The sequence below is a fragment of the Dyella thiooxydans genome (assembly GCF_001641285.1).
Lineage (GTDB): Bacteria > Pseudomonadota > Gammaproteobacteria > Xanthomonadales > Rhodanobacteraceae > Dyella_A > Dyella_A thiooxydans.
The window spans coordinates 3096123-3113290 of sequence record NZ_CP014841.1 but is presented as its reverse complement, the minus strand read 5'-3'; the positions used below and the strand labels follow the sequence as shown (position 1 = coordinate 3113290).

Below are 17168 nucleotides of genomic sequence, written 5' to 3'. Positions count from 1 at the left end.
TAGGCGGCGAATGTGACAGGACCGTGCCGCAGCCCGCGCCGCCGCTTGATTTCGACCCCGGCGGTCGCCACGCTGGACCACCACGTAGGAGATCCCATGGCTTCCGATACCGCACCCTCCGGCAACCCCTTGCTGTCCGACGCGCCGCTGCCGGCCTTCTCCGCGATCCGCCCCGAACACGTGGGTCCGGCGGTCGACGCGCTGCTGTCCGACTACCGCGCCGCCATCGCCGCGATGACCGCGCCGGACGCGCCGCGCGATTTCGACACGGTGATGCTCGGCCAGGAGCGCCTGGAGCAGCGGGTGGCGCGCGCCTGGGCGCCGGTCGGCCATCTGCATTCGGTGGCCGACACCCCGGCGCTGCGCGAGGCCTACGGTCCGGCCGAGGAAAAGCTCACCGACCACGCGCTGGAGCTGGGCCAGAACCGCGACCTCTACGCCGCCGTGCAGGCGCTCGCCGACGCGCCCGGGTTCGCCGCCCTGCCGCGCGCGAAGCGGGCGCTGGTCGAGCATGCGCTGCGCGATTTCCGCCTCTCCGGCGTGGCGCTGGAGGAGCCGGCGCGCAGCCGCTTCCGCGAGATCGGCGTGGCGCTGTCCAAGCTCGGCACCGAGTTCTCCAACGCGGTGCTCGACGCCACCGACGCCTGGCACCAGCACATCACCGACGAGCGCGATCTGGCCGGCGTGCCCGAGTCCGGCCGCGCGGTGCTGCGCCAGTACGCGAAGGAGCAGGAGCTGGAGGGTTTCCTGGTCACGCTCAAGCAGCCCAGCGTGCAGGCGGTGCTCACCTACGCCGACAACCGCGAGCTGCGCGAGCGCGTGTACTGGGCCTACCAGACCCGCGCCTCGGACCAGGGGCCGGATGCCGGCAAGTACGACAACTCCGCGCGCATCGACCGGATCATGGCGCTGCGCCACGAGGCCGCCCAGCTGCTCGGCTTCGCCAACGCGGCGGAAGAGTCGCTGGCGACCAAGATGGCCGGCTCCACCGACGAGGTGCTGGCCTTCCTGCGCGACCTAGGCGCGCGCGCCAAACCGGTCGCGCGCAAGGAGCTGGACACACTGCGCGACTTCGCCAGCCGCGAACTCAAGCTCGACAACCTTGAGCCGTGGGACGTCGCCTACGCCTCGGAAAAGCTGCGCCAGAAGAACTTCGACCTCGACGAGGAACAGCTCAAGCCGTACTTCCCGCTGCCCGCGGTGATCGACGGCCTGTGGGCGATCACCCGCAAGCTGTACGGCATCACCCTCGCCGCGCGCGACGACGTCGACACCTGGCATCCGGACGTGCGGTACTACGACGTGGTCGACGCCGACGGCCGGGTGTTCGCCGGCGCCTATGTCGACCTGTATGCGCGCAGCGGCAAGCGCGGCGGCGCGTGGATGGACGTGTGCCGCGCGCGCTTCGACGACGGCGCGGCGAAGCAGCTGCCGGTGGCCTTCCTCACCTGCAACTTCGCGCCGCCCACCGAGGGCCGGCCGGCCCTGCTCACCCACGACGACGTGCTCACCCTGTTCCATGAGTTCGGCCACGGCCTGCACCACCTGCTGACCGAGGTCGACCTGCCCTCGATCGGCGGCATCGACGGCGTGGAATGGGACGCGGTAGAGCTGCCCAGCCAGTTCATGGAGAACTTCGGCTGGAACCGCGAGGCACTGGACCTGTTCGCGCGCCACTGGCAGACCGGCGAGACGCTGCCGGAGGAACTGTTCCAGCGCATGCTCGCGGCGCGGCATTTCCACGCCGGACTGTTCCTGGTGCGCCAGCTCGAGTTCGCGCTGTTCGACTTCCTGCTGCACCGCGACTACGACCCGACGCAGGGCGCGCGGCCGATGGCGGTGCTGGAGCAGGCGCGCAAGGAGGTGGCGGTGCTGCACCCGCCGGCCTGGCAGCGCTTTCCGCACGCCTTCAGCCACATCTTCGCCGGCGGCTACGCGGCGGGTTACTACAGCTACCTGTGGGCGGAGCTGCTCAGCGCCGATGCCTTCGGCGCGTTCGAGGAGGCGGCGAAGGCGGGCAACAGCGTGATCGATCCGGCCACCGGCGCGCGCTTCCGCCAGGAGATCCTCGCCGTCGGCGCCAGCCGCCCGGCGCTGGAGAGCTTCGTCGCCTTCCGCGGCCGCAAGCCCGAGCCGGACGCGCTGCTGCGCAGCCATGGACTGATCGACTGAGTCCTCCCGGACCGGCCCAGAGGTCACGGCCTCGCCGTGACCTCTGGGGCGTGCGCGGCACAACGTGCGCCCGTCCAATGGAGACCCGTTCGACAGGCAGGGATGACGATGAAGCATTGGCTTGTGGGCATGATTCCGGTGCTGGCGCTCCTCGCGCTGCGCGTCCACGCCAGCTGCGTGCCGGTGGACGTGCGCTACGACGCGAAGACGCAGGCCGTCGATGCAACTCTCGCCCTGCCGGAAGGTGTCGACAGCCTCGCGCTGCGCGACTTGGCGCCCTACCACCGCACGAAGCTGTGGATCTCGCCGGACGGCTCGGCGCGGATCGGCGAGACCTCGCTTGCGCCGGCCCGCCGCGGGCAGCGCGTCCTGCACCTGCGCATGGATGTGCGGGCCGATGCGCCCATGAAAGACCGGGCGTATGCGCCTTATCTGCGCTTCGCCGATGGCACGGTGGCCGTCTACTCGCCGCTGTTCCTTGCCGCGGAAAACTCCGGCGTCGTGCTCTGCCCGCGCTGGACTCCGCCGCCCGGCGGACAGGTGATCGGTTACGGTCGGGTCCAGACCGCGCCGCTCGCCACCGACATGGCGCACGCGGAAGGCTACGTGGTGTTCGGTCACCCGGAGGTGCTGCGGCATGGTGGCCTGGTGCTGGTGAGCGATCGCCGGGCGCCGGCGTGGATCCGTGAGCGCATCGCCGCACAGGCGCCGGCGCTGGTCGATCTGTACACACGCGCCATGGGCCCGGCGACCGTGCCGATGCTGATGCTCTATACCCGTCCCACGCCGGCCCAGGCCCACGATTTCCGCGGCGACCATCTGGACGCATCGATCACGCTCGGCCTGTTCGGTGCCACCTGGGCGGCGTTGGACGAGGCGACGGCGGACCAGCTCACGCGCTTCCTGGCGCACGAGCTGTTCCACAGCTGGGACGGCGATGCGGTTACCGGTTCGCCCGAAGGCGAGGCCCTGCTGGCCAAGGAGGGCGGCGCCGACCTGGCCAAGATCTTCGCCACCGCCACCATGCTGAAAGAGTCGCCGCAGGCGGTGCTGGATGCCGTCGCCCAGGCCTACAACGCCTGCCTGCTCGAACTGCCGGCGACCACCGGCGTGGCGGCGGCGCTGGCCGGACGCGAGCTGGGCCATCTGCCCTATGACTGCGGCGTGCCGTTGATGTACGCGCTGGCCGTCGCTGCCGATCGAGAAGATCCCGGCCGGGCGTACTTCCGACTCTGGCGGACCCTGCGCGACGCGCATCGCGCGCATCCGGCCGACGGTTATCGCTGGCAGGACCTGATCCCCGCCGCGACCTCCCCCGCCGTGCGTGTGGACCTGGCCCGAGCCGTCTCCGAGCCGGGTGCGTATCCGGCCGCCATCCGCGCGGCGTGGACCGCCCTCGGCCTGCAGGTGCACGAGGAGGCGTCGCTCGACGCCGCGACCCGCCGTGCCTGGGCCGGCAGGCTGATGGCGCACCTGATGGCGCAGGACTGCGGCGGCTCGATCAGCTTCTGGAACAACCCGGATGGTATCCTGCTCGACCGACCGCTGCCCCGCTGTCACGCGCTGCGGCCCGGCGCCACGGTGGCCTCGATCCTCAGCGAGTCGCTGGACCGTGCGGACCTGCCGGCGCTGGCGCGCCGGGTGCGTGCCGCATGCGCCAGCGGTGCCGAAGTCGCGGTCGGTTATGCGGCGAAGGCGGGGCAGCCCGCGCCGGCGCCCTCCGCCGTGCGTTGTGGTGCGGCCCTGCCGGACTGGGGTGCGCCGGTGCAACTGGCCGCGTCCTCCCGCTGAGGGGGCGGCCCGTGGGCCGCTCCCTTACAATGCGCGGATGAAGATCGCCAGCTGGAACGTCAACTCGCTCAACGTGCGCCTGCCGCACCTCACCCAGTGGCTCGCGGACGCGCAGCCGGACGTGGTGGCACTGCAGGAAACCAAGCTGGAGGACGCCAAATTCCCGGTCGATGCGCTGGCTGCCGCCGGTTACCGCACGGTGTACTCCGGCCAGAAGACCTACAACGGCGTCGCCCTGCTCGCCCGCGCGGACAGCCAGCCCGAATTCGCCGACGTGGTCACCGACATCCCCGGGCTGGATGACCCGCAGCGGCGCATCCTGGCCGCCACGGTCGGCGAACTGCGCGTGGTCGACCTGTACGTGGTCAACGGCAAGGCGGTGGGCGACGAGAAATATGCCTACAAGCTGGACTGGATGGCGCGGGTACGCGAGTTCCTTGCCGGCGAGCTCGAGCGCCATCCCAACCTCGTCGTGCTGGGCGACTTCAACATCTGCCCGGACGACCGCGACGTCTACGATCCGGTGGCGTGGGGCGAGGACATCCTGTGCTCGCCGCCGGAGCGTGCGGCATTGAAAGCGATCACCGACCTGGGCCTGCACGACAGCTTCCGCCTGTTCGAACAGGACGCGGGCCACTTCAGCTGGTGGGACTACCGGCAGGCCGCCTTCCGGCGCAACATGGGCCTGCGCATCGACCTCATCCTGATCGGCGAAGCGCTCAAGCCGCGCGTGCGCGCCGCCGCGATCGACCGCGAACCGCGCCGCTGGGAGCGCCCCTCCGACCACACGCCGGTCACGCTGGACCTGGACATCTGACACGCATGAACAACGCATCGAACGACTGGCCCAGCTCGCTGGACGACAGCGAACTGGACGAACTGGACCGCTACCTGCGCGCCCACGCCGAGGGCGACCACCTGCTGCTGGACGGCGTGCACGGCCTGCTCTCCGCGCTGGCGGTGGGCCCGATCCTGGTGACCCCGGAAGAATGGCTGCCCGAGGTGCTGCACCAGCCCTTCGCCGATGAGGACGAGGGCAACCGCGTGCTGGCCCTGCTGGCCAAGCTCAACGACTCGATCGAGGCCGAGCTGGACGTGGACGCCTACGAACCGATCCTCGGCGAGATCGACACCGAGATGGGCCCGGCGCTGAGCGCCGCCGGCTGGTGCGAGGGCTTCAGCCGCGGCATCGACCTGCGCGCCACGCTGTGGGAGAAGCGCCTGGCCGACGACCCCTCGCTGATGGAGCTGCTGGGCCCGGTGATGGCGCTGGCCGTGGACGAAGGCGTGCTCAACGCCGATGCCGAATTTGAGAAGCTCAGCGACGACGAGTACGACGAGTGCCTGGCGCAGCTGCCGGCCGTGCTCGGCGCGGTCAGCCGCTACTGGCAGGAAAACCCGGCCACCGAGGCCGAGCTGGAGGCGCTGGCCCGCACCGCCCTGGCACCCGAGGACGAGCACCCGGCGCCACCACGCCAGCGCAGCGGGCACTGGGTGCACTGAGTTTCCAGAGGGAGCAGGTTCGTGTCGTCGATCGGACTGTACGAACCGCTCAACGTGATCAAGCCCGTCGCGCCCGGGCTCTGGCTGGTGGATGGCCCGGAGATCCGCATGGCGGTGCCCGGCGGCCATCTTCCCTTCCCCACCCGCATGACCGTGGCCCGGCTCGCTGACGGCGGGCTTTGGTGCCATTCGCCGATCGCGCCGGATGGCGGCCTGTTCGCGGCGATCGACGCACTGGGACCGGTGCGTCACCTGGTATCGCCGAACATGCTGCACTACGCGCACATCGCGGCGTGGAAGCAGCGTTATCCCGATGCCGTGGCATGGGCCTCGCCCGGCGTGCGCGAACGCGCCGCCAGCCAGCACGTCGCGGTGACGTTCGACGCCCAGCTGGGGGACACGCCGCCGCGGGACTGGGCCGACACGCTGGACCAGCTGCATTTCCGCGGCAGCCGCGTGCTGGAGGAGATCGTGTTCCTGCACCGCGACAGCGGCACGCTGATCCTCACCGACCTGATCGAGAACTTCGAGCCGTCCCGGCTTTCCCGCGGCATGCGGCTGCTGGTGCGCCTGGCCGGGTCGCTCGACCCCGACGGCAAGGCGCCGCTGGACATGCGCCTGACCTACCTCGGCCGCAAGCGCGTCGGGCGTGCCTGCCTCGAGCGGATGCTGGCGTGGCGACCACGCCGGGTGATCCTGGCGCACGGGCGCTGCTACCTGCAGGACGGCGAGGCCGAACTGCGCCGCGCGTTCCGCTGGCTGGCTTGAGCCGCTGGCGGAACAATCCGTTCGCCGGTCCCCCCTTGGCGCGCCGCGCGCCGGCGCGCATCTTGGGGCCAACCTTTTCCGCATGGAGTCCGTCATGACCGAGCGCCGCATCTTCCGCCGCATCCGCGGCATGGACACCGCCGACGGCGCGGGCGTGAAGCTCAAACGCGTCATCGGCCAGCCCGCGCTGGACATGCTCGACCCGTTCCTGCTGCTGGACGAATTCCGCTCCGACCAGGCCGGCGACTACATCGCCGGATTCCCCGAGCACCCGCACCGCGGCTTCGAGACGGTCACCTACATGCTGGCCGGGCACATGCAGCATGGCGACAACCAGGGCAACCGGGGCGACCTGGGGCCCGGCAGCGTGCAGTGGATGACCGCCGGTCGCGGCATCCTGCATTCGGAGATGCCGCAGCAGGAGAACGGCCTGATGTGGGGCTTCCAGCTGTGGGTGAACCTGCCGGCGAAGGACAAGATGACCGCGCCGCGCTACCAGGACATCGCGCCCGAGCGCATCCCGGTGGTGCAGCCGGCGCCCGGTGTCGAGGTGCGCGTGGTCGCCGGTGAACTCGGTGGCGCCACCGGCCCGGTCAGCGGCGTGGCCACCGCGCCGATCTATCTCGATATCGCCGTGCAGGCGGGCGCGACGATCACCGTGCCGCTGCCGGAAGGCCACAGCGCCTTCGCCTATGTGTTCGAGGGCGCGTCGGCGCAGGTCGCCGGCGAGTCGCTGGCGCGCAGCGAGCTGGCGGTGCTGAGCAAGGGCGACTCGGTGACCATCGCCGGTGGCGACAGCGCAGCGCGCGTGCTGTTGGTCGCCGGCCAGCCGCTGAAGGAGCCGGTGGCGCGCTACGGTCCGTTCGTGATGAACACCACCGAGCAGATCCACGAGGCGATCGCGGATTTCCGCGCCGGGAAGTTCTAGCCGTTCACCACCGCGCGCGTCGACAACCAGGCCCGGACGCGCGCGATGTTCTCGTCCATCGGTCGGGTGCCGTCGAGGGTGCAGGCGTCCTCGTCGGCTGCCGGCGGCTCCAGCGCGGCGAGCTGGCTGTCCAGCAGGGAAGGCGGCATGAAGTGCCGGCGCTGGCGCATCCGCCTGGCCAGCTCGTCCCGCGGCACCGCCAGATGGACGAAGCCCAGGTCGGGCGCACCGGCGCGCAGTCGATCGCGGTAGCTTCGGCGCAGCGCCGAGCAGGCAACCACGCCGGCCTCGCCGCCGGCCTGCCAAGCCGCGATCCAGGCGGCCACGGCATCCAGCCATGGCATGCGGTCACGATCGTCAAGCGGCACGCCGGCCGCCATCTTGCGCAGGTTGGGTTCCGGGTGCAGATCGTCGGCGTCGAGGAAATGCGCACCCAGCGCCGCGGCCAGCGCCGCGCCGACATGGCTCTTGCCGCTGCCGGACACGCCCATCACCACCAGCGCGGGCGGGGCTGCGTCCCTCATCGCTGACGGAACGCGGTCTCGCCGGGTGCGCCGCCGATCCGCAGGTGGCGGTCGATCGTCTCGTCGGCGCCACCGTGCGTGTCCCCGGGGCGGTGCGTCTGTGCGCCGATCGCCGGCGCTGTTGCGGCGTGATGCGGTTGTGCAGCCGACCAGGCCAGCGCGCCCAGCAGGGCGAACCAGAGCAGCAACCAGGCCAGCCGGTAGCGTCGCGGCAGCAGCGGAGAAGGATTTTCGGTCATCGTTTCATGCTGCCCAGCAGCAGCCCTTGCAGGTAATAGCGTTGCAGCGCCAGGAACAGCGCCAGCACCGGGAGGACGGTAATGACCGCGCCGGCCATCATCAGTTCGGTGTCGCGTGCGTGCTCGCGGGCCAGCGAGGCCAGCCCGATCGGCAGCGTATAGTGGTCCTGCCCGGTCAGCACGATCAGCGGCCACATGAAGTCGTTCCAGGCGGTGAGGAAGGTGATGATCGCCAGCGTCACCACGATCGGCCTGAGCAGCGGCAGCACGATCCGCACGAAGATCCACACCTCACCGGCGCCGTCCATGCGCGCGGCCTCCAGCAGCTCGCGCGGAATGCCGCGGGCGTACTGGCGCACCAGGAAAATGCCGAACACGCTGGCCAGCGCCGGCAGTACCACCCCGGCGTAGCTGTTCACCAGGCCCAGGTACTTCAGCAGCAGGAACAGCGGCAGCATGGCGACCTGGGCCGGGATCACCAGGCCGCCGATCAATGCACGGAACACCGCCGTGCGCCCACGGAAGCGCAGCTTGGCGAAGGCGTAGCCGGCCATCAGGTTGAACGCCAGCGACAGCACGGTGATCGCGGTGGACACGGCCAGGCTGTTGGCCAGGTAGCCGCCGATGCCCACCCGCAGGAACAGCGTGCGGTAGTTGCCCAGCGTGGCGTCCGTCGGCAGCAGCGGCGGCGGCAGGGTGCCACTGTCGCCCGGGTGCATGAACGACACCGAGAGCATCCACGCCAGCGGGAACAGTGCCACGGCGCTCCCCGCCAGCAGCAGGCCGTTGATCGTCCACCGGGCCAGTCGCGTGCTCATGCCAGCTCCGCCTCACGCAGGCTGCGTCGCGACAGCCGCAGCATCAGCGCGGTGACCGCGAACATCACGATGAACAGCACGAAGGCCACCGCCGAGGCCGAGCCCAGGTTCCACCAGGTGAAGCCCTCGTCGTACATCAGGTAGAGCACGCTCACCGTGCTCTGTAGCGGGCCGCCCTCGGTGATCACGTAGGGCTCGGCGAACAGCTGGAAATAGCCCGAGACGGTGAGGATTGCCACCATCAGCAGGGTCGGCTGCAGCAGCGGCAGGGTGATATGGCGCAGCTGCCGCCACGGCGTGGCGCCGTCCATGCGGGCGGCCTCGTACAGCTCGGCGGGGATCGCCTGCAACCCGGCCATGAAGATGATCATGTTGTAGCCGAAGTTCTTCCACACCGCGAACAGGATGATCGTCGGCATCGCCCAGTGCGGGTCGCCCAGCCAGTCCACCGGATGCAGGCCGAGCCACTCCAGCAGCGCATTGACCAGGCCGTACTTGGTGTTGAACAGGTAGCGCCAGACGATCGCCACCGCCACCACCGTGGTCACCACCGGCGCGAACAGCGCGGTGCGGAAGAACGCCCGTGCCTTCGCCAGCGGCGAATTGAGCAGCAGTGCCGCGCCCAGCGACACCACCATCGACAGCGGCACCCCCACCGCGACGAAGTAGGCGGTATGTCCCAGTGCTGCCCAGAACACCGGCCGGTGCAGCAGCGCCCAGTAGTTGTGCAGCCCGACGAAGCGCACGTTGTGCGGGTCGGCCAGCGCGTACAGGTCGTAGTCGGTGAAACTCAGCGCCAGCGCGCCGAGCACCGGCAGCAGGAAGAACACGCCGAGTACGATCAGCGCGGGGGTCAGGAACAGCCAGGCGACGCGTTGCCGGTTCATCGCCCCTCCTTGCGGTGGTCGAGCACCCAGCGACGCTTTTCCAGGATCGCGTCCACGCGTTGGTCCAGCTCGGCGCAGGCCTGGTCGACGCTCAGCTCGCCGGCGATCACCCGTGCGGCGGCCAGCTGCATCTCGTTGGCGATGCGCTCCCATTCCGGCACCGGCGGCGTCGGTCTGACGTGCTCGAGCTGGATGCGGAAGGCCTGCGCCTTGGGGTCGCGGCTCAGCGCGCCACCGGCCCAGGCGCTGCGCCGTGGTGGCATGTCGCCGACCAGCTCGTAGAAGCGTCGCTGCACGGCAGGCTCCGACAGGTACTGGATCAGCGCCCAGGCCGCCTCCTTGTGCGACGAGCCGCGGAAGATCACCAGACTGGCGCCGCCGGCCGCCCCGGTGCCCGGGCCGTCGGGGCCGGGCAGGGGTGCGGTGTCCCAGGTGGACTGCGCGCTGGCCGGCAGGCGGCTGCGGAACTCGCCGATGTTCCACGGCCCGGAAAAATAGAACGCGTACACACCGCGACCGAATTCCTCCCACGGATTGCCGGCCACCACGTTGCTGATCGCCGGTGCCTGGTGCAGGCGGAACGTGTCGACGTAGAAGGTCAGCGCGCGCTTGAAACCCGCGCTCTCGAAATTGCCGTAGCGGTTGCCGTCGCGCAGCAGCGGGTCGGGCTGCTCCAGCGCGAGCGACATCAACTGCTCGTATTCGTTGGTCGGCAGCAGGATGCCGTAGCGGTGGGCCGCCGGATCGCTCAGCGCGGCGAGCATCTGGCGCCATTCCGCCCAGGTGCGCGGCGGATGGTCGAAGCCGGCCTGGCGCAGCAGGTCGACCCGGTAGAACAGCAGGCGGGTGTCGACGTACCAGGGCACGCCGTAGAGGTGCCCGTCGATGCGGTTGGTGGCCCAGATGCTGTCGAAGTAGTCCGCCGGCTGGATGACGGTCGAACGGGCGATGCGCGCGTCCAGCGGCTCCACCGCGTCCAGCGCCACCATCTCCGGCAGCCAGGTGTTGCCCAGCTGCATCAGGTCCGGCATCGAGCCACCGGCATAGGCGGTGAGCAGCTTCTGGTGCGCGGCGCTAAGCGGCAGCTGCTGCACGCGCAGGTTGATCCCGGGATGGGCCCGTTCGAACGGAGCGAGCAGCGCCTGCATCGCCTCGCCCTCGCGGCCGAACGTCCAGAACGTCAGGGTCTGCCGTCCGCCGGATGCTTCGTGGCAGGCGGTCAGCGGGCCGCAGGCCAGGCAGAGCACGGCCAGGGCGCGCAGCACGGCCCGCTGCGCATGGCGCAGGGCGGGCCGTGCGCCTCGATTCACGGCTTGACCGGCTCCGCCGCCAGCCAGCCACCGGTGAAGCCGGCGCGCTCCAGGCCCCTGCGGATATACGGGTTTTTCTTCATCACGTTCCACACGAAGCCGCTGCGCCAGTTCTCGATCATCAGCAGGATCGGGCCCTGGTCGATACCGAGCTGCTCGGTGTCGACCCAACCCACGTTGGGTACCAGTTTGCCCGTACGCAGCGTGGTCTGGGTATGGAAGCTGGGGTTGAAGGCGTCGACGAAGCCGTACTGGTCGTAGATGTACTGGCCGTAGCGCTGCTTCATGGCCATCAGCGCCGGCAGCACGATCTCCGGTGCGAACGCGATCGAGCCACCGGCCGCGGTCGGTGCGATGGTGCCGTCGTCGGAGATGTAATCCAGCCCGGCGCCGCGCGCGGTGTAGCCCTGGAACTTGCGCTCGCCGTGGGCGTTCTTGACGATGAACCCGCCCGGCCCGTTGCTGGCAGTCAGGCCCCACACGTCCTTGCCGTAACCCGTCCAGTTTCCGGGATTGGCGATGGCGTAGTTGCGCTGGGCGTAGGTGGCGCGGCGGCCGTTCTCGAAGTAGTCGAGGTCGTGGCGGCGGTTCCAGTCGTCGCGGATGCCGCGGAAGTCCACCCACGACTCGGTGTACTGGTGGCCGAACATCGGTGCGAAGTTGAGGAAGGTCTCGCCGTAGAAACGGCCCCAGGTGGTGTCGTAGGTGGAGCACCAGGCCTTCCATGCGTCCGGCTTGACCGGGTGGGTCGGTGAGCCCAGCGCCAGCAGGTAGACCAGCTTGCCTTCGTTGTAGCCCTTCCAGTCGCTGGGGATGAATTTGCCACCCGGGGTCCAGCCCATCGAGATCAGCGGATAGCGCACCTGCATCCACGGCCAGTCCACCGCCCGGTAGATGGCGTCGGCGAGCTGGCGGATCTGCTGCTCCTGCGGCGTGTCGCGGTCGTAGTACGACTGCGCGAACAGCACGCCGCCGAGCAGCAGGGTGGTGTCGACGCTGGACAGCTCGGTCCAGCGCCCTTCGCGCTTGCCCGTGCGCATGTCGAGGAAGTGGTAGAAGAATCCGTGGTAGCCGGCCGCATCGTCCTCGCTGGCGTTCTGCGGCGCGTCGTGGAAGAACTTCAGCGTGGCCAGCGTGCGCTGCACCGCTTGGTCGCGGGTGATGTAGCCGCGCTCCGCGCCGATGCCGTAGGCGGTCAGGCCGAAGCCCACCGCGGCGATGCTGGAGAACGACTCGCCGGGGTAGTGGTCCGGCACCAGCCCGGTGGCCGGATCGGCGCTGTCCCAGAACCAGCGGAAGGTGCGCTGCTCCAGGTCGTCGATCATCGCCTGCTGTGCGGGCGGCGCCTCCTGGAAGGTGTGGATGGCCTTTATCGGCGGCGTGGCGCGACCGGTTGCGCCGACCGGCGCGGTGGCCAGGACCAGCGCCGTGGCGAGCAGGGCGACGAAAACGTTTGCCCTGGAAATTCTCTTCGTTGCAGCCTGCATCGGAAAGCGATCTCGTCAGAAAAGGGAGGGGGCAACGCACGGCACCGGCGGTCGACGCCGGGTGCTCGGCGATCGGAACGCCCTAGGCGGGCATCGGTGCACCGGGCACCGGGGCGGCACAGTATCTCGCGATGAAGGCTTCATGCGCCGGCATGGCCTGGACACAGTCGGCGATCACGCGCCGCACGTGTTGCATGAAAGCGCGCAGCTCCTGTGGCGATATCTGATCGGCCAAGGGGTGGCATGCCTGCGGAACGATGCCCTGCCCGATCATCACCTGCACCCAGCTCACCAGGGCGAACATCTCCTCCGCGTTGCGGAAGAACCGTCCGCTGTCGCGGAACAGGGCGATGTTGTCCTTCAGCGAGGTCGGGATGTCCATCGTCCGGCACTGGTTCCAGAACGGCGTGTCGTCGCGCTGGGTCGTGTGGTAGTGCAGGATCAGGAAGTCGCGGATGCGTTCGAACTCGAAGCGCGACTGCTCGTTGTAGCGGTCGACCAGCACCGGGCTGATGCCCTGGCGCGGGAACAGGTTCAGCAGCTTGGCGATGCCCGACTGGATCAGGTAGATGCTGGTGGACTCCAGCGGCTCCATGAAACCGCTCGACAGGCCAAGCGCCACCACGTTGCGATCCCAGAACTTGCGCCGCATGCCGGTGGTGAAGCGCAACGATCGGGGATCGCCCAATGCCTTGCCGTCCAGGTTCGCCAGCAGGGTGGCGGCAGCCTCATCGTCGCTGACGTGGGCGCTGGAGTACACATAACCGTTGCCGGTGCGGTGCTGCAGCGGGATCCGCCACTGCCAACCGGCCGGCCGCGCGGTCGAGCGGGTGTAGGGGGTGGGTGGCCCGACCTTCTCGCAACCCACGGCCAGCGCGCGATCGCAGGGAAGCCAGTGCGTCCAGTCTTCATAACCGGCGTGCAGGGCCTGCTCGATCAGCAGACCGCGAAAGCCGGAGCAGTCGATGAACAGGTCACCGGCGATCGCCCCGCCGTTCTCCATCACCACCGCCTCGACGAAGCCGTTGTCCGGTCGCAGGCGGGTCTGCGCGACCTTGCCTTCCGTCCGCTGCACGCCACGCGCCTCGGCATAGCGGCGTAGGAAGCGCGCGTAGAGACCGGAATCGAAATGATAGGCGTAGGCGATGTTCGCCAATGGCGAGTTGCGCGGTGCGTCGCTGGCAGATGCCATGAACCGCCCGCGAGGCGCGGCCAGCGTGTTGATCGAGTAGTCGCCGAGGTCGCCGGCGAAGCCGAGTTGCCGCGCGCGCCCCCAGCACTGGTGGAACGGCACCAGGCCCAGGTCATGGCCCAGCTCGCCGAAGCCGTGGATATAGGAGTCGCCGATGCGGCCCCAGTCGTTGAACTGGATGCCCAGCTTGAAGGTGCCCTGGGTCTGCCGGACGAACTCGATCTCGTCGATCTCCAGCAGGTTGTTGAACAGCTTCAGGTGGGGGACGGTGGCTTCGCCCACGCCGACGGTGCCGATCTCCTCGGACTCCACCAGTCGGATCGTGCAGGCGGAGCCAAGCACCCGGGCAAAGGCCGCGGCGGCCATCCAGCCGGCGGTGCCGCCGCCGACGATCACGATGTTGCGGATGGCCTGCTCGTTCATGCCAAGTCTCGAAAAAACGACGCGGCTTGCGCCGCGTCCGGGGAAACCGTGTGACGCCGGGCCGTCCGGCCCGGCGTCGCGGGTGGATCAGAACCGCATGCCGACCGACAGCTTGAACGTCCGTGGGACGAACGTGATGTTGCCGGTGGTGTTGTACTTCACGACCAGGTCGCCCGGTGTCGCCCCGAAGTAGTAGATCTGGTCCGAGAAGTTCCGGAAGTTGAACGCGTTCAGCAGATCGAAACGGCCGTAGATCGAGATGCCGTGGCCGAGGTCGAAATCCTTGGTGGCTTGGAAATCCACGTCACGATAGCCGAACACCTTGCCGCCGATCAGGAACCGTCCGTTGCCGCCCGGGATGCCCGCCTGCGGCGTGCAGCTGCTGCCGGTCGGGAAGGTGAAGTTGTAGCAGCCGATTGTGTTGCCCGGGATCGGCGTGGCCAGGGTCAACTTGGCCGACAACGTGATGCCCCACGGCACGTCGATCACGCCGGTGGCAACGAAGCGGTGCTTCGAAGCGGCGTTGGAGGTGATGAACGGGTAGTTCCCGATCGTTGCCTCGTCGAACGAGTAGTGCTCGTTGATGTCGCGGTTCTGGGTGGCCTTGGTGTAGGTGTAGGCGAAGGTGGCACCCCAGCCCGACTCCTTGTCGTACGGCTTGTCCACCGAGAGCAGCAGCTGGGTGGTGCGGGTCTCGATGCCGTTATTGCCCACGATGAGCGCACCGAAGCCCGGCACGCCGTTGCCCCAGGGCTGGCTGTTGTTCTGGAAGAACGCGCCGTCCGGATAGCGGTTGCCCAGGGTGAACGCGAAGCCGTCATGGCTGAGGATGCGCGCGATGGTGGCGCTGGTGTTCCAGTCGCCGAGCTTGTTGCGCATGCCGATGCTGAACTGGTCCGAATACGGTGCCTTCAGCTTGTTGTTGATCATGTCCACTTCGTTGCCGGCGTTGGTGGTCGACACCAGCGACTGCAGCGTACCGACGCCACCGAGGTAGGCCGGATCCCAGGCGAAGCAGGGCGTGCCGCCGTTCTTGCACAGGCCGGTGGCCGGATCGGTGAAGTAGACGGTGGACTCCGGTAGCGCCGATTTGGTCAGTTCCAGCTGCAGGTAGTCGTACAGGTCGCGATCGTAGGCGCGGCCGGCACCGCCGAAGATCACGTGCTCCTCGTCGCCGTTGATGTCGTAGGAGAAGCCCAGGCGGGGCTGGAACTCGTTCTTCTGCGCCTTCCGGTTGTGTCCGTTGCTGATGTAGTCGTTGATGTTGATGCCACCCAGCGCCAGCGCCTGCGCGTAGGTCTGGCCGGCCGGCGCGGCCGGATCCGGGTTCGGACTGTTCAGCGCGGCGATCACGTTCGCCGGGGTCACGTAGTTCAGGTACGACGGGTTGCGCTCGTAATCCCAGCGGACGCCCAGGTTCAGGGTCAGCTTCTCGTTCACCGCCCAGTCGTCCTGGATGTACATGCCCAGCTGCTTGTCCTTCGACTTCGCCACCGGGTTGAGGCCGGCCACCGGATTCGGGAAGAACGCCTTGTACGGCGTGCTGCTGGTCCCGCTGGTGGTAACGTTGTAGAAGAACTGCGGGTTGGAGAGGCCCGCATCCTGCGCGTTGAGGGTGACCTCCTTGTACTTCACGCCCATCTTCACGACGTGGTCGCCGTGCCACTCCAGGTCGTTGAAGGTCAGGTCGTCCTGGATCGCCGGGCCCTTCTGGCCCTTCTTCTGGGTCGCCAGCGCGTTGGCCGATCCGGTGATCAGGATGGTGGCGTCCTGCAGCGGTTCGAAGGTGTAGACCGAGCCGTTGCCGTTCCCGAGCGAAGTCGGGTTGTTGTATGCCTTCTCGTGGGTCAGCAGCACCTCGTTGAAGTAGCTTTCGCCACTGTGCTGCCAGCGCAGTGCCAGACGCGTATCGTCGTTCTTGGTGTCGATGCCCGCGCTGGCCGCGGTCGCGCCGCCGATGTTGTCGTACTGGTCTTCCTTGCGGACCTGGCCGCTGAACTCGAAGCGGTCGCGGTCGGTCGGCTCCCAGTCGATCTTGCCGAAGTACAGGTCTTCCTTGAACGGCAGGTTCGACGGTCCTTCCTGGGCCGCCACACTGGCGGGCAGCAGATTGGTCACCCCGGTCACACCCGGCACCACCGTGGTCGGCGTGTCGAACCGCTTCGGCTCGTAGGTGAAGAAGAAGTGCATCTTGTCCTTGATGATCGGACCGCCGATCGCGAAGCCGTACTGCTTCTCGTGCGACTTGGTCTTGCTGCCGGCCGCTTCCTCCGCGGGCGTGCGCGCGCGCAGGCCGTCGTTGGTGTAGGTGTAGTAGGCCTCACCGTGGAATTCGTTGGTGCCGGACTTGGTCTCCGCGGTCACCGCGGCGGACGAGATCTGGTCGTACTCGGCCTTGTAGTTCGAGGTGATGACCTTGTACTCGCCGATCGCCAGCTGCGGGAACGGGTTGCCCTGGCTGGAGAACTGGCCGCTGACGCCGCCCTCCTTCACGTAGCTCTTTTGGCCCACGCCGTCGATGTAGACGTTGACCGAGCTGTTGTTCTGCGCGCCACCGCGCAGCGAGGTATGTCCGCTGGAGTCCACGCTGAACACCATGCCCGGCACGGTGTCTGCAAACTCGAGGAAGTTGCGCGAGATCTGCGGGATGGTGTCGATCTGGTGCTGCGAGATCGTGGTGGCGATCTCGGAGGTCTTCACTTCCTGCAGCGTGGTGGCCGATACCGTGACGCCGCCGAGGTTGGTGGCGTTGGCCGTCGAGGGAGCCGGACCGCTGGCCGCGCCAAAGTTCAGCGTGGCGGTGGAGGCCACGGTGAGCTTGATGTTCTGCTGCGTGCCGGGGCCGGCGTCGACCTGGTAGGTGCCCGGTGGCAGGCCGGTCAGCGTGTAGCTGCCGTCCCCGCTGGCGGTGGTGCGACGGGTGGTGCCGGTGGCCGGGTTGAATGCGGTGACCGTCGCACCCGGCGAGGCCTTGCCGCGCAGCGTCGCGTAGGCCGACTGGCTCCAGGCGGTGGTGGGTGCCGCGCCGATCGCCACCACCGTGGTGGCGATGGCGCTCGCAAGCAGTTTTCTCTTCAGATGCAGTGGCGCCTTCATGACTTCCCTCCCAAAGGGATAATTCTGTTG

At 68.7% G+C, this 17168-nt stretch carries 14 protein-coding genes; 6 read left to right on the top strand and 8 right to left on the bottom strand.

Going from position 1 to position 17168, the window contains the following annotated elements:
• The first annotated feature begins 96 nt into the window (after positions 1 to 96).
• From ATSB10_RS14095 to ATSB10_RS14070, 6 genes are all read left to right on the top strand, one after another.
• Positions 97 to 2172: a M3 family metallopeptidase gene (locus ATSB10_RS14095; RefSeq protein ID WP_063673395.1), complete on the top strand. Its 2076-nt coding sequence runs from the start codon at positions 97 to 99 to the stop codon at positions 2170 to 2172.
• 108 nt (positions 2173 to 2280) lie between these two features.
• Positions 2281 to 3963 (top strand): hypothetical protein, encoded by a 1683-nt coding sequence (locus tag ATSB10_RS14090; protein WP_157469263.1) that lies wholly within the window; start codon positions 2281 to 2283, stop codon positions 3961 to 3963.
• Between the two features lie 37 nt (positions 3964 to 4000).
• Entirely contained in the window at positions 4001 to 4780 is a 780-nt protein-coding gene (gene xth, locus ATSB10_RS14085; RefSeq protein WP_063673393.1) for an exodeoxyribonuclease III, read from the top strand.
• Between the two features lie 5 nt (positions 4781 to 4785).
• Positions 4786 to 5466, top strand: a complete 681-nt coding sequence (locus tag ATSB10_RS14080) for a YecA/YgfB family protein (protein WP_063673392.1) — start codon at positions 4786 to 4788, stop codon at positions 5464 to 5466.
• A gap of 21 nt (positions 5467 to 5487) precedes the next feature.
• Complete coding sequence (locus tag ATSB10_RS14075; RefSeq protein ID WP_063673391.1) at positions 5488 to 6234, top strand: DUF4336 domain-containing protein; 747 nt, start codon at positions 5488 to 5490, stop codon at positions 6232 to 6234.
• A 94-nt stretch (positions 6235 to 6328) separates the two neighbouring features.
• Positions 6329 to 7162 carry a pirin family protein gene (locus tag ATSB10_RS14070; RefSeq protein ID WP_063673390.1) on the top strand — a complete coding sequence of 278 codons (834 nt, stop codon included), beginning with the start codon at positions 6329 to 6331 and terminating at the stop codon, positions 7160 to 7162.
• Here the strand turns inward: ATSB10_RS14070 and ATSB10_RS14065 are convergent.
• The 8 genes from ATSB10_RS14065 to ATSB10_RS14030 form a co-directional block, all read right to left on the bottom strand.
• Complete coding sequence (locus ATSB10_RS14065) at positions 7159 to 7686, bottom strand: gluconokinase (RefSeq protein ID WP_063673389.1); 528 nt, start codon at positions 7684 to 7686, stop codon at positions 7159 to 7161. The two genes, ATSB10_RS14070 and ATSB10_RS14065, sit on opposite strands and share 4 nt — an antisense overlap.
• The gene (locus ATSB10_RS14060) at positions 7683 to 7925 is read right to left on the bottom strand and encodes a hypothetical protein (protein WP_063673388.1); all 243 of its coding nucleotides are present in this window, start codon (positions 7923 to 7925) and stop codon (positions 7683 to 7685) included. Before ATSB10_RS14060 ends, ATSB10_RS14065 begins: the two co-directional genes overlap by 4 nt.
• The gene (locus ATSB10_RS14055; RefSeq protein WP_063673387.1) at positions 7922 to 8743 is read right to left on the bottom strand and encodes a carbohydrate ABC transporter permease; all 822 of its coding nucleotides are present in this window, start codon (positions 8741 to 8743) and stop codon (positions 7922 to 7924) included. The genes ATSB10_RS14060 and ATSB10_RS14055 overlap by 4 nt, the downstream gene beginning before the upstream one ends.
• The gene (locus ATSB10_RS14050) at positions 8740 to 9630 is read right to left on the bottom strand and encodes a carbohydrate ABC transporter permease (protein ID WP_063673386.1); all 891 of its coding nucleotides are present in this window, start codon (positions 9628 to 9630) and stop codon (positions 8740 to 8742) included. The genes ATSB10_RS14055 and ATSB10_RS14050 overlap by 4 nt, the downstream gene beginning before the upstream one ends.
• Entirely contained in the window at positions 9627 to 10940 is a 1314-nt protein-coding gene (locus ATSB10_RS14045) for a sugar ABC transporter substrate-binding protein (RefSeq protein WP_157469261.1), read from the bottom strand. The genes ATSB10_RS14050 and ATSB10_RS14045 overlap by 4 nt, the downstream gene beginning before the upstream one ends.
• A complete protein-coding gene (locus ATSB10_RS14040) occupies positions 10937 to 12427 on the bottom strand; it encodes a glucoamylase family protein (protein ID WP_063673385.1) in 1491 nt (496 codons plus the stop codon). Before ATSB10_RS14040 ends, ATSB10_RS14045 begins: the two co-directional genes overlap by 4 nt.
• Positions 12428 to 12509: 82 nt before the next feature.
• Entirely contained in the window at positions 12510 to 14042 is a 1533-nt protein-coding gene (locus tag ATSB10_RS14035) for a tryptophan halogenase family protein (protein ID WP_063673384.1), read from the bottom strand.
• An 87-nt stretch (positions 14043 to 14129) separates the two neighbouring features.
• The gene (locus ATSB10_RS14030) at positions 14130 to 17138 is read right to left on the bottom strand and encodes a TonB-dependent receptor (protein ID WP_063673383.1); all 3009 of its coding nucleotides are present in this window, start codon (positions 17136 to 17138) and stop codon (positions 14130 to 14132) included.
• Positions 17139 to 17168: the final 30 nt, after the last annotated feature.